Below are 15,282 nucleotides of genomic sequence, written 5' to 3'. Positions count from 1 at the left end.
CCGACGAAGGGGGCGTATGCCGTGAGGCCCGCCTGACGGCATACGCCACCCCCCGTCCCCCGAAACCACTCAGACCAAAGACTCAACGAGAGTTACGAGAGAAGGAACCACGTGCTCGACGTCAACTTCTTTGACGAGCTGCGTATCGGCCTCGCCACGGCCGACTCCATCCGCCAGTGGAGCCATGGTGAGGTCAAGAAGCCCGAGACCATCAACTACCGCACCCTCAAGCCGGAGAAGGAGGGCCTGTTCTGCGAGCGCATCTTCGGCCCCACCCGGGACTGGGAGTGCAACTGCGGCAAGTACAAGCGCGTCCGCTTCAAGGGCATCATCTGTGAGCGCTGTGGCGTCGAGGTCACCCGCGCCAAGGTGCGCCGTGAGCGGATGGGCCACATCGAGCTCGCCGCCCCCGTCACCCACATCTGGTACTTCAAGGGCGTGCCGAGCCGCCTCGGCTACCTGCTCGACCTCGCCCCGAAGGACCTCGAGAAGGTCATCTACTTCGCGGCCTACATGATCACCTCCGTCGACGAGGAGCAGCGTCACGCCGACCTGCCCTCGCTCGAGGCGCAGATCCAGGTCGAGAAGAAGGAGATCGAGAACCGTCGCGACGCCGACATCGAGGCCCGCGCGCAGCTGCTCGAGCGCAACCTCGCCGAGCTCGAGGCCGAAGGCGCCAAGGCCGACGCCAAGCGCAAGGTCCGCGACCAGGCCGAGCGCGAGATGAACAACATCCGCAAGCGCGCCGACCAGCAGATCGAGCGCCTCGAGCAGGTCTGGGACCGGTTCAAGAACCTCAAGGTCCAGGACCTCGAGGGCGACGAGATCCTCTACCGCGAGATGCGTGACCGCTTCGGTCTGTACTTCGAGGGCGGCATGGGCGCCGCGGCGATCCAGAAGCGCCTCGAGTCCTTCGACCTCGACGCCGAGGCGGAGCTGCTCCAGGAGATCATCGCCACGGGCAAGGGCCAGAAGAAGACCCGCGCCATCAAGCGCCTCAAGGTCGTCAACGCCTTCCAGATGACGACGAACCACCCGTCGGGCATGGTCCTCGACGCGATCCCGGTCATCCCCCCGGACCTGCGCCCGATGGTGCAGCTCGACGGTGGCCGCTTCGCGACCTCGGACCTCAACGACCTCTACCGTCGCGTCATCAACCGCAACAACCGCCTGAAGCGTCTGCTCGACCTCGGTGCCCCCGAGATCATCGTCAACAACGAGAAGCGCATGCTCCAGGAGGCCGTCGACAGCCTCTTCGACAACGGCCGTCGTGGTCGCCCGGTCACGGGCCCCGGCAACCGTCCGCTCAAGTCGCTGTCCGACATGCTCAAGGGCAAGCAGGGTCGTTTCCGCCAGAACCTGCTCGGCAAGCGCGTCGACTACTCCGGCCGTTCGGTCATCGTCGTCGGCCCGCAGCTGAAGCTGCACCAGTGCGGTCTGCCCAAGCAGATGGCGCTCGAGCTGTTCAAGCCGTTCGTGATGAAGCGCCTGGTCGACCTCGACCACGCGCAGAACATCAAGTCGGCCAAGCGCATGGTCGAGCGCGCCCGCCCGGTCGTGTGGGACGTCCTCGAAGAGGTCATCACGGAGCACCCGGTGCTGCTCAACCGCGCACCCACGCTGCACCGTCTCGGCATCCAGGCGTTCGAGCCGCAACTGGTCGAGGGCAAGGCCATCCAGATCCACCCGCTCGTCTGCTCGGCCTTCAACGCCGACTTCGACGGTGACCAGATGGCCGTCCACGTGCCGCTGTCGGCAGAGGCGCAGGCCGAGGCCCGCATCCTCATGCTCTCGAGCAACAACATCCTGAAGCCGGCCGACGGTCGCCCCGTGACCATGCCGACCCAGGACATGATCACCGGCATCTACCACCTGACCGACGCCGTCGACGGCGGCGGCCCGGGTGCCGGTCGTGCGTTCTCGTCCCCGTCCGAGGCCCGCATGGCCTTCGACCGTGGCGAGATCCTGCTCGGCTCGGCGATCAAGCTGCGTCTGACGGACGCGGTGGCCCCCGCCGGCTACGAGCTGCCCGAGGGTGTCGAGCCCGACGAGCGTGGACTCATCCCGAGCCTGACGCTCGAGACGACGCTCGGCCGTGCGATCTTCAACGACACGCTGCCGGTCGACTACCCGTTCGAGAACCGCCCGGTCGACCGCAAGCGCCTGTCGGCGATCGTCAACGACCTCGCGGAGCGCTACTCCAAGGTCCAGGTGGCCGCGTCCCTCGACGCCCTGAAGGAGGCCGGTTTCCACTGGTCGACCCGCTCGGGCTGCACCGTCGCGATCTCCGACGTCACGACGCCGGACAACAAGACGGAGATCCTCGAGGCCTACGAGGCCAAGGCCGCCAAGGTCCAGACCCAGTACGAGCGTGGTCTGATCACCGACGACGAGCGCCGCCAGGAGCTCGTCGAGATCTGGACCCAGGCGTCCAACCAGGTCGCCAAGGAGATGGAGACCAACTTCCCGCGCACGAACCCCATCTACCGGATGGTGTCCTCTGGTGCGGGTGGTAACTGGTTCCAGATCCGCCAGATCGCCGGCATGCGAGGCCTGATGGCCAACCCGAAGGGCGAGATCATCCCGCGCCCGATCAAGGCGAACTTCCGCGAGGGTCTCACGGTGCTCGAGTTCTTCATCTCGACGCACGGTGCCCGTAAGGGTCTGGCCGACACGGCTCTGCGTACCGCCGACTCGGGCTACCTCACGCGTCGTCTCGTCGACGTGTCGCAGGACGTCATCATCCGTGAGGACGACTGTGGCACCGAGCGTGGCCTCAAGCTGCCGATCGCCCAGGTCAACGAGACCACCGGCACGCGCACGCTGAGCGAGGTCGTCGAGGCCTCGGTCTACGCCCGCACCCTCGCCGAGGACGTCGTCGGTCCCGACGGCTCCGTCCTCGCCGAGGCCGGCATCGACCTCGGTGACGTCGTCATCGGTGCGCTCTACGCCGCGGGTGTCGACGAGGTCCGGGTCCGTTCGGTCCTGACCTGCGACAGCAAGGTCGGCACGTGTGCGAAGTGCTACGGCCGTTCGCTCGCGACCGGCAAGCTCGTCGACATCGGCGAGGCCGTCGGCATCATCGCGGCCCAGTCGATCGGTGAGCCCGGCACGCAGCTGACGATGCGTACCTTCCACACCGGTGGCGCCGCGGCGGCCGACGACATCACGCAGGGTCTGCCGCGTGTCGTCGAGCTGTTCGAGGCTCGCACCCCCAAGGGTGTGGCCCCGATCGCCGAGGCCACCGGCCGCATCGAGATCGAGGACACCGACAAGGCCCGTCGCATCCTGCTCACGCCCGACGACGGCTCCGAGCAGCACGCGTACCCGGTCAGCAAGCGTTCGCGCCTGCTCGTCGCCGACGGCGACCACGTCGAGGTCGGCACCAAGCTGGTCCAGGGCGCGATCGACCCCAAGCAGGTCCTTCGCATCCTCGGCCCGCGCGCTGCGCAGAAGCACCTGGTGGACGAGGTCCAGCGCGTGTACCGCCAGCAGGGTGTGTCGATCCACGACAAGCACATCGAGGTCATCGTGCGCCAGATGCTGCGTCGCGTGACGATCATCGAGGCCGGCGATGCCGACCTGCTGCCCGGCGAGCTGGCCGAGCGCGGTCGCTTCGAGGACGAGAACCGTCGCGTCATGGCCGAGGGTGGCCGTCCGGCCGCCGGTCGTCCCGAGCTCATGGGCATCACCAAGGCCTCGCTCGCGACCGAGTCGTGGCTGTCGGCCGCGTCCTTCCAGGAGACGACCCGCGTGCTCACGCAGGCCGCCATGGAGGCCAAGTCCGACCCGCTGCTCGGCCTCAAGGAGAACGTCATCCTCGGAAAGCTCATCCCTGCCGGCACGGGCCTGCCCCGCTACCGGAACGTCAAGGTCGAGCCCACCGAGGAGGCCAAGGCCGCGATGTACTCGCTGCCGAGCTACGACGCCTACGACTACGCAGGCTTCGGCTCGGGCACCGGCGAGGCCATCCGTCTCGACGACGAGGCACTCGGTCTCGACCAGTTCTGACCGGTTCCCGGTGGCTGCGCGAGCGGCCATCGGGTGACCACCACGGATGCCGCTGGGCCGGCTCCCCTTCGGGGGGAGCCGGCCCTCGGCGTTCCCGCCTCGATCTCGCCGCGCCGAAACGGGCATAACGGACTAGCCTCGCCGTCAGGGAAGGTCGTGCGGCGGCACCAGGGCCAGCCGGCGGCATCCGTCGGGAGGTCGTCGTGGTCCGTGCACCGACAGAAGTCCGGACGCGCGGGGCCACGCGAGGAGCGTGGGCGCGCACCAGCCCCGGCCGGTGGCGCGTCGCGCCCGTCGCTGCGGCCCTCGCCGTCGCCGCTGTGCTCTCCGCAGCGTCAGGCGGCTCGAGCGCGACCGTCTACGACTCGCGTGACGCGGCCCTGCGCCGCGAGGTCGGCAAGGTCATGGCCGACCCGCGGGTGACCGCGTCGACGGCCAGGGTCGGTATGGTGGTGGCCGACGCCTCCACCCGGCGGCCCGTCTACCTGCGCGGCGCCGACACCCCGCTGGCTCCGGCCTCGACCCAGAAGGCGTTCACCGCGGCCGCGGCCCTCACGCGGCTCGGCCCCGGCTTCCGCTGGACCACCGACGCCTACGCCGCCCCCGTCGGCGCCGGGGGAGTGGTGCCCGGTCGGCTCTACCTCAAGGGCAGTGGCGACCCGACGCTGCTGGAGCGTGACCTCAGCTCGCTGGTCGCCGGACTGCGTGCCAAGGGAGTCAAGCGGATCACGGGCGACGTCGTCGCCGACGCCTCCGCCTTCGACGAGGTGCGCTACAACCCCTACTGGTCCACCTCGTACGCGTCGAGCTACTACGCGGGCCAGGTGTCGGCCCTCACCCTGTCGCCCGACACCGACTACGACGCCGGGACGGTCATCGTCACGGCCAGCCCGGGCACCTCCACCTCGGCGCTGCCCCGGATCACCGTCACACCGGCCTCGGCCGCCTCGCACCTGCGGATCGTCAACCGCTCCCGCACGTCGGCGAGCGGCACCGCGACGACGATCGCCGTCAGCCGTGCGGGCGGCACCAACACCGTGACCGTCACCGGACAAGTGCCCGTCCGCCACACGGCGGCTCGCAAGTGGGTCACGGTCGACAACCCCGCGCTCATGGTCGGTCGTGCCCTGCGAAGCAGGCTCGTCGCCGCCGGCATCCGGGTCGACGGCACCGCGGTCCGCGGCACGACGCCGAGCGGCCGCACGCTGCTGGCCCGGCACTACTCGATGACCCTCGGGCAGCTGATGGTGCCCTTCCTCAAGCTGAGCAACAACTCCCACGCCGAGGCGATCACCAAGACGCTCGGCCACCGGACCGGCCGTCCCGGCAGCTGGGCCGACGGCACGTCCGCGCTGCGGGCGTATGCCGCCGGCATCGGCATCCCCACGAGTGGCCTGCGCTTCGTCGACGGCTCGGGTCTCGCCCGCGCCAACCGCCTGACGCCGGGCCAGCTGGCCCTGCTCCTCGACAAGGCCCAGCGCGCCTCCTGGTGGCCGACGTTCCGGGCAGCGCTGCCGGTGGCTGGGGTCGATCCCGTGCGCTGGCAGGGCGGCACGCTGGCCTCCCGGATGCGAGCCACCCCCGCAGCCGGCAACCTGCGCGCCAAGAACGGCAGCCTGACCGGGGTCACCTCGCTCGCCGGCTACGTCAACGGCGCCGACGGACGGCGCTACGTCTTCGTCATGATGAGCAGCTTCTCCGGCACCTCGCCCCGACCGGTGGAGGACCGTCTCGGCATGCTGCTCGCCCGGTGGCGCATGACGAACCGGTGAGGCGCGTGCTGCCGCGCCCTCGGTAGGGTTGGGTCCATGACCGAGCCCACGGCCGCCGCGCCGCACGCGACCGAGCCCGTCGAACCCACCCCAGCCACCGCGCCGACCGGAACGGCGGCGTCCGGCGAGACGTCCGCGCAAGCAGAGAGCGGACCCGCCCCGGCCATCATCGTGCTCACCGAGGAGGCCCTCAAGCCGGTCGACGTCGACAAGATCGTGGCCCTGCACGAGGACCAGGCGCCGTCCTACCGGGTGCTCGTGCCGGCCGACACCGACCGCAACCTGCTGAGCTCGTTCCTCGACCACCTGAGCCTCTTCGAGATGCGTGAGGCCCTCGAGGCGCTCAAGCCCGTGGACCGGGCCGAGGCGCACGCCGACGCCACCACCGCCCTGTCCGAGTCGCTGGTGGAGTTCCAGCGCCACGACGTCGTCGTCACCGGCGAGATCACCGCGGACGACCCCATGCCCACCCTCGTCGAGGAGGTGGCCCGCCTCGGCGCCCACGAGGTCGTGGTCGTGACCGAGCCGCATGCGGTCGAGGACACCTTCCACACCGACTGGGCCTCCCGCGCCCGCGACGAGCTCGGCGTCCCCGTGCTGCACATGTACGCCGGCGACTGGCGGCTGGGCTGAGCACCCGGCATACCTCATCGGCGCGGTCGGGCCCGCTCTAACCGATTTGGTCGGCGTGCCGCGCCCCGGTATTCTAGAGAACTGTGTCTGAGGCACGCCCTCAGGCATGCGCGATGACGGCCACGGTGCCCTGTCCGCCCCGCCCCCGGCGGACGTGACATCACTGCGGTCCAGAGCACACCTCTCGCCGGGCAACCTTCCCGAACGGCCGCCAGCTGCGGACGTGGGAGGGGAGTGCAGGGGAGAGAACCGGCGCCGACACGCCCGACCTCGGGGGTCGAGGTGCCGAAACAGCCAAGGAGCCGTCCTCCGGGACGACCGACAACCACCGTTATGGAGTAACCAGGTTGCCTACCATCAACCAGCTGGTCCGCAAGGGCCGCCAGGACAAGGCCAGCAAGGCCAAGACCCCGGCGCTGAAGGGCTCGCCCCAGCGTCGCGGCGTGTGCACCCGCGTGTACACCACCACCCCCAAGAAGCCGAACTCCGCCCTGCGCAAGGTCGCCCGTGTGCGCCTCAGCTCCGGCATCGAGGTCACGGCCTACATCCCCGGCGTCGGCCACAACCTGCAGGAGCACTCGATCGTGCTCGTCCGCGGTGGTCGTGTGAAGGACCTCCCGGGTGTGCGCTACAAGATCGTCCGCGGCACGCTCGACACCCAGGGTGTCAAGAACCGCAAGCAGGCTCGTAGCCGTTACGGCGCGAAGAAGGAGAAGAGCTGATGCCTCGTAAGGGACCCGCTCCGAAGCGCCCGCTCGTCGTCGACCCGGTCTACTCCAGCCCGCTCGTCACGCAGCTCGTCAACAAGATCCTCCTCGACGGCAAGAAGTCGATCGCCGAGACGATCGTCTACGGCGCCCTCGAGGGCTGCCGCCAGAAGACCGGCACCGACCCCGTCGCCACGCTCAAGCGCGCGCTCGACAACGTCAAGCCGGCCATGGAGGTCAAGAGCCGTCGCGTCGGTGGTGCGACCTACCAGGTGCCGATCGAGGTCAAGCCCAACCGCTCGACCACCCTCGCCCTGCGCTGGCTCGTCGGTTACTCGCGCCAGCGTCGCGAGAAGACGATGACCGAGCGCCTCATGAACGAGATCCTCGACGCCAGCAACGGCCTCGGCGCCGCTGTCAAGCGCCGCGAGGACACCCACAAGATGGCCGAGTCCAACAAGGCCTTCGCGCACTACCGCTGGTGACCAGCGGTCCGGTCGGTATGCCGGGGAGCGCGCTCCACGGCATACCGACCGGGCACGCGCCCGCCCGTCCCGCGACGCGGCCCGGCGCCCAGAGATTCACTACACGACGAATGAGACGAGAAACCTGACGTGGCACTCGACGTCCTGACGGACCTCAAGAAGGTCCGCAACATCGGCATCATGGCGCACATCGACGCTGGCAAGACCACGGTGACGGAGCGCATCCTCTTCTACACCGGTGTCAACCGCAAGATCGGTGAGACCCACGACGGTGCGTCGACGACCGACTGGATGGAGCAGGAGAAGGAGCGCGGCATCACGATCACGTCTGCCGCCGTGACCTCCTTCTGGGAGGGCAACCAGATCAACATCATCGACACCCCCGGACACGTGGACTTCACGGTCGAGGTCGAGCGCTCGCTGCGCGTCCTCGACGGTGCCGTCGCTGTGTTCGACGGCAAGGAGGGTGTCGAGCCCCAGTCCGAGACGGTGTGGCGTCAGGCCGACAAGTACGACGTGCCGCGCATCTGCTTCGTCAACAAGATGGACAAGCTCGGCGCCGACTTCTACTTCACGGTGCAGACGATCAAGGACCGCCTCGGTGCGGAGCCGCTCGTCATGCAGCTGCCGATCGGTGCCGAGAACGACTTCGTCGGCGTCGTCGACCTCGTCTACAAGCGTGCCCTCGTGTGGCCCGGCGACGCCAAGGGCGACGTGACCATGGGTGCCAAGTACGAGATCCAGGAGATCCCGGCCGACCTGCAGGAGAAGGCCGAGGAGTACCGCATGGCCCTCGTCGAGCGTGTCGCCGAGTCCGACGACGAGCTCATGGAGAAGTACCTCGGCGGCGAGGAGCTCACCGTCGACGAGCTCAAGGCCGGCATCCGCAAGCTCACCGTGAACTCCGAGATCTACCCGGTGTTCTGCGGGTCCGCCTTCAAGAACCGCGGCGTGCAGCCGATGCTCGACGCCGTCGTCGACTACCTCCCGTCGCCGCTCGACGTCCCCCCGATGATCGGCCACAAGCCGGGCAACGAGGAGATCGAGCTGACGCGTGCGCCCAGCCTCGACGAGCCGTTCTCGGCCCTGGCCTTCAAGGTCGCCACGCACCCGTTCTTCGGCACGCTGACCTTCATCCGCGTCTACTCCGGCCACATCTCCTCCGGCACCCAGGTCATCAACTCGACCAAGGGCAAGAAGGAGCGCATCGGCAAGCTCTTCCAGATGCACGCCAACAAGGAGAACCCGGTCGACGAGGCCATGGCCGGCCACATCTACGCCGCCATCGGCCTCAAGGACACGACGACCGGCGACACGCTCTCGGACATCAACGACCAGATCGTGCTCGAGTCGATGACGTTCCCCGACCCGGTCATCCAGGTCGCCATCGAGCCCAAGACGAAGGGTGACCAGGAGAAGCTCTCCACGGCCATCCAGAAGCTCTCGGCCGAGGACCCCACCTTCCAGGTGCACCTCGACGAGGACACGGGCCAGACGATCATCGCCGGCATGGGCGAGCTGCACCTCGACATCCTCGTCGACCGCATGAAGCGCGAGTTCAAGGTCGAGGCCAACGTCGGCAAGCCGCAGGTGGCCTACCGCGAGACGATCCGTCGTGCGGTCGAGAAGTACGACTACACGCACAAGAAGCAGACCGGTGGCTCCGGCCAGTTCGCGAAGGTGCAGGTCAGCTTCGAGCCCCTCGGTGAGACCGAGGACGGTTCGCTGTACGAGTTCGTCAACGCCGTCACCGGTGGTCGCGTCCCGCGCGAGTACATCCCGTCGGTCGACGCCGGTATCCAGGACGCGATGCAGTACGGCGTGCTCGCCGGCTACCCGCTCGTGGGCATCAAGGCGACGCTGAACGACGGCGCGTACCACGACGTCGACTCCTCGGAGATGGCGTTCAAGATCGCCGGCTCGATGGTCTTCAAGGAGGCCATCAAGAAGGCGGACCCGGTGCTTCTCGAGCCGATGATGGCCGTCGAGGTCCGCACGCCCGAGGACTACATGGGCGACGTCATCGGTGACATCAACTCCCGCCGTGGCCAGATCCAGGGCATGGAGGACATCAGCGGCGCCAAGGTCGTCAAGGGCCTGGTCCCGCTGTCCGAGATGTTCGGCTACGTCGGCGACCTGCGGTCCAAGACGCAGGGCCGCGCTAGCTTCTCCATGGAGTTCGACTCCTACGCAGAGGTCCCCAAGGCCGTTGCCGAGGAGATCATCAAGAAGACCCGCGGGGAGTGACCTGCGGGACATCCCGTAGGCTCTTCCATCGGAATCCACCCCACCGCGCCACGTCCTGCCCTGGTCGTACGGCGTAACACTAGAAAGTCCTGAGGAGGACCACAGTGGCGAAGGCAAAGTTCGAGCGGACCAAGCCGCACGTCAACATCGGCACCATCGGTCACATCGACCACGGCAAGACGACGCTGACGGCTGCGATTTCCAAGGTTCTGCACGACAAGTACCCCGACCTGAACCCCCAGTTCGCGTTCGAGGACATCGACAAGGCTCCCGAGGAGCGCCAGCGCGGTATCACCATCTCCATCGCGCACATCGAGTACCAGACGGAGGGCCGCCACTACGCCCACGTCGACTGCCCCGGCCACGCTGACTACGTGAAGAACATGATCACGGGTGCGGCCCAGATGGACGGCGCGATCCTCGTGGTCGCCGCCACCGACGGCCCCATGCCGCAGACGAAGGAGCACGTCCTCCTGGCCCGCCAGGTCGGCGTCCCCTACATCGTCGTGGCGCTCAACAAGGCCGACATGGTCGACGACGAGGAGATCCTCGAGCTCGTCGAGATGGAGGTCCGTGAGCTCCTGTCGCAGTACGAGTTCCCGGGCGACGACCTGCCGGTCGTGCAGGTCTCGGCGCTCAAGGCGCTCGAGGGCGACGAGAAGTGGGGCCAGTCGGTCCTCGACCTCATGGACGCCGTCGACAACTCCATCCCGGAGCCCGAGCGTGACATCGACAAGCCGTTCCTGATGCCCGTCGAGGACGTCTTCACGATCACCGGTCGTGGCACGGTCGTCACCGGCCGCATCGAGCGCGGTGTCCTCAAGGTCAACGAGGAGGTCGAGATCGTCGGCATCCACACCGGCCCGCCGGCCAAGACCACGGTCACCGGTGTCGAGATGTTCCGCAAGCTCCTCGACGAGGGTCGCGCCGGCGAGAACGTCGGTCTGCTCCTTCGTGGCACCAAGCGCGAGGACGTCGAGCGCGGCCAGGTCGTCGTCAAGCCCGGCTCGATCACCCCGCACACGGACTTCGAGGCGCAGGTCTACATCCTGTCCAAGGACGAGGGCGGCCGTCACACGCCGTTCTACGACAACTACCGCCCGCAGTTCTACTTCCGCACCACGGACGTGACGGGTGTCGTGCACCTGCCCGAGGGCACCGAGATGGTCATGCCCGGCGACAACACCGACATGACGGTCGAGCTCATCCAGCCGATCGCCATGGAGGACGGCCTCAAGTTCGCCATCCGTGAGGGTGGCCGCACGGTCGGCGCCGGTCGCGTCACGAAGATCATCAAGTGATCTGACGCTGCACCTGCAGCACCTGCTTCACCGGTAGGGCCCGTTCCGCTTCGGCGGGGCGGGCCCTTCCGCATGTCCACGTCAGGCCCGCTCGGGGGTCGCACAGGGGCGTCGCAGGGCGACCGACGGTCCTCGCGGCGTGCGGGTCGCGACGCGCCTGACGACCCTCGGGGCGTGGAGCGTCGGCGGTCGTATGCGGGCAGGGCTCTCCCAGCGCCAGGTGGCCGCCGCCGATTCCCCTCGCGCCGTCAGGCGCCCCGCTCCCTTTTTCGCACGTGGGTGCTTCCCGCCTGCACGGCTGTGTGTCCTTCTCGGGGTCATGACCCCGAAAGGTGCGCACGGCCTCGAGGAGTCGCCCAGGGGGAGAGGCTCGCCCTGGTCGAGTGGTTGCTGGCTGACGGCATCCTGTGCACGATGGGCCGCGCTGACGTCGGGCCTGCCCGCTCGGCATCACGTGTGGGACGGATAGGGTCGGGGGCCATGGCGCACTCGTTCGACACCGACACCGAAGCCCAGGGTCTGATCGACTTCGTCGACGACTCGCCCACCCCCTTCCACGCCTGCGAGCAGGCCGCGGCCCGCCTGGCTGCGGAGGGTTTCACCGAGGTCGTCGAAACGGCGGCATGGCCCACCGAACCGGGCCGGCACTACCTCGTGCGCGGCGGGTCCCTGATCGCCTGGGACACCACCGGCGCCCACGGCGCGGGGGCAGGTCCGGCCGCGGGCTTCCGGGTCGTCGGGGCCCACACCGACAGCCCCAACCTCCGCATCAAGCCCAATCCCGATCACTCGCGCGTGGGCTGGCAGCTGCTCGGCGTCGAGCCCTACGGCGGGCTGCTCCTCAGCTCGTGGCTCGACCGCGACCTGGGCCTGGCCGGCCGAGTCGCCGTCCGCGGCGCGGACGGCGTCGAGTCGCGGACCTTCCACGGGCGCGAGGCGCTGCTGCGGGTGGCACAGCTGGCCATCCACCTCGACCGCAGCCAGAACGACGGTCTGACCCTCAACAAGCAGGCCCACATGGAGCCGCTCTGGGGCCTCGGCGACGAGCCCGGCGACTTCGTCGGCTACCTCGCCGAGCAGGTCGGCGTCGACCACGAGGACGTGCTCTCGTGGGACGTCATGACGCACCCCGTACAGCCGTCGACCCGGCTCGGGCGCTCACGCGAGCTCATCGCCGCACCCCGCCTCGACAACCTCGCCACCTCGTATGCCGGGGTTCGTGCCCTGCTCGACGCGGTGGCCACCGAGCCCGCCCACGTGCCGGTCCTCGTGCTGTTCGACCACGAGGAGATCGGCAGCACCTCCGAGCGCGGAGCCACCTCGACGCTGCTCCCGTCCGTGCTCGAGCGCATCGTCACGGCCGGAGGCGGCAGCCGCGACGACTACTGGCGGGCCCTGGCCGCGACGGTCATCGCCTCCGGCGACATGGGCCATGCCACCCACCCCAACTACGCCGACCGTCACGAGCCGATGCACCAGATCAGCGTCAACGGCGGTCCGGTCCTCAAGGTCAACACCAACCTGCGCTACGCGACCGACTCGGTGGGCGCCGCAGCCTTCCGCCTCGCGTGCGAGCAGGCGGGGGTGCCGATGCAGACCTTCGTCACCCGCAGCGACCTGCCGTGCGGCTCCACCGTCGGGCCGGTCACCTCGTCGCTGACGGGAGCGACCACCGTCGACTTCGGGGCGGCGCTGCTGTCGATGCACAGCACCCGCGAGCTCATGGGGGCCGAGGACCCGGCCATGTACGCCGCCGCGCTGAGCGCCTTCCTCGCCCCGGCCTGAGCGCGGGTGGCGGTTGGCGCCCGGTCGACGCGCGGGGGAGCGCGGGCCTCGGAACGATGCTGACGGCATACGTCGGCGATGCTTCGTCGCGCACCGGCCGGAAGCGGGCGACGCGCCACGTCTGCGCCCCTGGCGGGCCCGCTCGGCCCGATTTGATAGTGCAGTGGCCGCTCTGGCACACTGTTCAGGTTGCTTGACGCGCGTCGCTGACCCATGTCGGTGGCGCCGCCCCTTGAGAGCCTCCTGACGGGGACTCGCCCGGACTCCTGTCGGAGGCCCGAGGGAAGCGCAAGTTACCCGGTTCGGCCGGGCAATCCACACGAGAGTGGCACTGAATTGTGCAGCTTTCGCCGCGAAGCGGGCGCGACACGCCCGACCTCGGGGGTCGGATGGGCCAAGGGAACCGGTAGTCAGAAGCGAGAGAGAGACGTTCATCAGATGGCGGGACAGAAGATCCGCATCCGGCTGAAGTCGTACGACCACGAGGTCATCGACAACTCGGCCCGGAAGATCGTTGACACAGTGACGCGCGCCGGCGCGACCGTGGTGGGCCCCGTCCCGCTGCCGACGGAGAAGAACGTGTACGTCGTCATCCGGTCGCCGCACAAGTACAAGGACAGCCGCGAGCACTTCGAGATGCGCACGCACAAGCGCCTCATCGACATCATCGACCCGACGCCCAAGGCCGTCGACTCGCTGATGCGTCTCGACCTGCCGGCGGACGTCAACATCGAGATCAAGCTCTGAGGCGGTTGTTGAGATGACTGTTGCTCAGAAGAACGTCAAGGGCGTGCTCGGCGAGAAGCTCGGCATGACCCAGGTGTGGGACGCCGACAACAAGCTCGTCCCCGTGACCGTGGTCAAGGCCGGCCCCTGCGTCGTCACGCAGGTGCGTGCCGACGAGACCGACGGCTACTCCGCGGTCCAGATCGCCTTCGGTGCGATCGACCCGCGCAAGGTGAACAAGCCGATGGCCGGGCACTTCGAGAAGGCCGGCGTCACGCCGCGTCGTCACCTCGTCGAGCTGCGCACGGCCGACGCCGGCACCTACGAGCTCGGCCAGGAGATCACGGCCGAGTCCTTCGAGGCGGGCCAGCGCGTCGACGCGACCGGCACGACCAAGGGCAAGGGCTTCGCGGGTGTCATGAAGCGTCACGGCTTCGCCGGCGTCTCCTCCTCGCACGGTGCGCACCGCAACCACCGCAAGCCGGGCTCCATCGGCGGCTGCTCGACCCCCGGCCGTGTCTTCAAGGGCATGCGCATGGCTGGTCGCATGGGTGGCGTTCGCCAGACGACCCAGAACCTCCAGATCCACGCCGTTGACGCCGAGAAGGGTCTGCTGCTGATCAAGGGTGCCGTCCCCGGCCCCCGCGGTGGCATCGTCCTGATCCGCACGGCTGCGAAGGGCTGAACGACATGACGAACCTTCCTGCTGACATCTTCGATGTCCAGACCAACGTGCCGCTGATCCACCAGGTCGTGGTGGCCCAGCTCGCGGCCGCTCGTCAGGGCACGCACTCGACCAAGACCCGCGGCGAGGTCCGCGGCGGTGGGCGCAAGCCCTACCGCCAGAAGGGCACCGGCCGCGCCCGTCAGGGCTCGACCCGCGCCCCGCAGTTCGCCGGCGGTGGCACGGTCCACGGCCCGCAGCCGCGTGACTACGCGCAGCGCACCCCCAAGAAGATGAAGGCCGCCGCCCTGCGCGGTGCCCTCTCCGACCGGGCCCGCTTCGACCGCATCCACGTCGTCGACTCCATCGTCTCGGGCGAGGTGCCCTCGGCGAAGGACGCCGCGGCCCTGCTCGCCGGTCTGACCGAGCGCCGCAACCTGCTCGTCGTGCTCGAGCGCGGTGACGAGGTGTCGTTCAAGTCGGTCCGCAACCTGCAGAACGTCCACGTCCTGGTCGCCGACCAGCTCAACACGTACGACGTCCTGTGCGCCGACGACATCGTCTTCACCCAGGCCGCCCTCGACGCGTTCGTCGCCGGTCCCGTGAAGGCCGACAAGGCCGACAAGGAGGCCACCAAGTGAGCATCCACACCAAGGACCCCCGCGACATCCTGATCGCGCCGGTCGTCTCCGAGAAGTCCTACGGGCTGCTCGACGAGGGCAAGTACACCTTCATCGTCGACCCCCGTGCGAACAAGACGGAGATCAAGATCGCCATCGAGCAGATCTTCAACGTCAAGGTCGACAAGGTCCACACCCTGAACCGCCAGGGCAAGACCCGTCGCACCCGATTCGGCCTCGGCAAGCGCAAGGACACCAAGCGTGCGATCGTCTCTCTCCGCGAGGGCTCGATCGACATCTTCGGTGCGGGCGCCTGAGATCGACGAAGAAC

General features: G+C 68.6%; 12 protein-coding genes. All 12 read left to right on the top strand.

Going from position 1 to position 15,282, the window contains the following annotated elements; all coding sequences use genetic code 11:
• The first annotated feature begins 111 nt into the window (after nt 1-111).
• The 12 genes from LQK93_RS04280 to rplW all read left to right on the top strand — a co-directional run bounded on the left by LQK93_RS04280 (nt 112) and on the right by rplW (nt 15,268).
• The gene (locus LQK93_RS04280; RefSeq protein WP_374970317.1) at nt 112-4,011 is read left to right on the top strand and encodes a DNA-directed RNA polymerase subunit beta'; all 3,900 of its coding nucleotides are present in this window, start codon (nt 112-114) and stop codon (nt 4,009-4,011) included.
• Nucleotides 4,012-4,214: 203 nt separating this feature from the next.
• Nucleotides 4,215-5,783, top strand: coding sequence for a D-alanyl-D-alanine carboxypeptidase/D-alanyl-D-alanine-endopeptidase (dacB, locus tag LQK93_RS04275; RefSeq protein WP_374970316.1), 1,569 nt, complete (start codon nt 4,215-4,217; stop codon nt 5,781-5,783).
• 36 nt (nt 5,784-5,819) lie between these two features.
• Nucleotides 5,820-6,416 carry a hypothetical protein gene (locus LQK93_RS04270; protein ID WP_374970315.1) on the top strand — a complete coding sequence of 199 codons (597 nt, stop codon included), beginning with the start codon at nt 5,820-5,822 and terminating at the stop codon, nt 6,414-6,416.
• A 347-nt stretch (nt 6,417-6,763) separates the two neighbouring features.
• Nucleotides 6,764-7,138: a 30S ribosomal protein S12 gene (gene rpsL, locus LQK93_RS04265; protein ID WP_020143255.1), complete on the top strand. Its 375-nt coding sequence runs from the start codon at nt 6,764-6,766 to the stop codon at nt 7,136-7,138.
• On the top strand, nt 7,138-7,608 hold the full coding sequence (gene rpsG, locus LQK93_RS04260) for a 30S ribosomal protein S7 (protein WP_030194180.1): 471 nt from the start codon (nt 7,138-7,140) through the stop codon (nt 7,606-7,608). The genes rpsL and rpsG overlap by 1 nt, the downstream gene beginning before the upstream one ends.
• Nucleotides 7,609-7,737: 129 nt before the next feature.
• Complete coding sequence (gene fusA, locus LQK93_RS04255) at nt 7,738-9,855, top strand: elongation factor G (protein WP_374970314.1); 2,118 nt, start codon at nt 7,738-7,740, stop codon at nt 9,853-9,855.
• A 104-nt stretch (nt 9,856-9,959) separates the two neighbouring features.
• A complete protein-coding gene (gene tuf, locus LQK93_RS04250) occupies nt 9,960-11,156 on the top strand; it encodes an elongation factor Tu (RefSeq protein WP_142204298.1) in 1,197 nt (398 codons plus the stop codon).
• 480 nt (nt 11,157-11,636) lie between these two features.
• Complete coding sequence (locus tag LQK93_RS04245) at nt 11,637-12,941, top strand: M18 family aminopeptidase (RefSeq protein WP_374970313.1); 1,305 nt, start codon at nt 11,637-11,639, stop codon at nt 12,939-12,941.
• A gap of 438 nt (nt 12,942-13,379) precedes the next feature.
• Complete coding sequence (gene rpsJ / locus LQK93_RS04240; RefSeq protein WP_374970312.1) at nt 13,380-13,688, top strand: 30S ribosomal protein S10; 309 nt, start codon at nt 13,380-13,382, stop codon at nt 13,686-13,688.
• Nucleotides 13,689-13,701: 13 nt separating this feature from the next.
• On the top strand, nt 13,702-14,352 hold the full coding sequence (rplC, locus tag LQK93_RS04235; protein WP_374970311.1) for a 50S ribosomal protein L3: 651 nt from the start codon (nt 13,702-13,704) through the stop codon (nt 14,350-14,352).
• Nucleotides 14,353-14,357: 5 nt separating this feature from the next.
• Entirely contained in the window at nt 14,358-14,972 is a 615-nt protein-coding gene (rplD, locus tag LQK93_RS04230) for a 50S ribosomal protein L4 (protein WP_374970310.1), read from the top strand.
• Nucleotides 14,969-15,268: a 50S ribosomal protein L23 gene (gene rplW / locus LQK93_RS04225; RefSeq protein WP_020143242.1), complete on the top strand. Its 300-nt coding sequence runs from the start codon at nt 14,969-14,971 to the stop codon at nt 15,266-15,268. Before rplD ends, rplW begins: the two co-directional genes overlap by 4 nt.
• Nucleotides 15,269-15,282 lie beyond the last annotated feature (14 nt).

It is taken from the genome of Terrabacter sp. BE26 (assembly GCF_041941675.1).
In the GTDB taxonomy this organism is placed as follows: Bacteria; Actinomycetota; Actinomycetes; order Actinomycetales; family Dermatophilaceae; genus Terrabacter.
This window is presented reverse-complemented; position numbering and strand designations above follow the sequence as displayed.

Bases quoted from the DNA above. Each gene is read 5' to 3' on its own strand.
- LQK93_RS04270 (WP_374970315.1), top strand. From the start codon at position 5,820: ATGACCGAGCCCACGGCCGCCGCGCCGCACGCGACCGAGCCCGTCGAA.
- rpsG (WP_030194180.1), top strand. From the start codon at position 7,138: ATGCCTCGTAAGGGACCCGCTCCGAAGCGCCCGCTCGTCGTCGACCCG.
- LQK93_RS04245 (WP_374970313.1), top strand. From the start codon at position 11,637: ATGGCGCACTCGTTCGACACCGACACCGAAGCCCAGGGTCTGATCGAC.
- rpsJ (WP_374970312.1), top strand. From the start codon at position 13,380: ATGGCGGGACAGAAGATCCGCATCCGGCTGAAGTCGTACGACCACGAG.
- rplC (WP_374970311.1), top strand. From the start codon at position 13,702: ATGACTGTTGCTCAGAAGAACGTCAAGGGCGTGCTCGGCGAGAAGCTC.
- rplD (WP_374970310.1), top strand. From the start codon at position 14,358: ATGACGAACCTTCCTGCTGACATCTTCGATGTCCAGACCAACGTGCCG.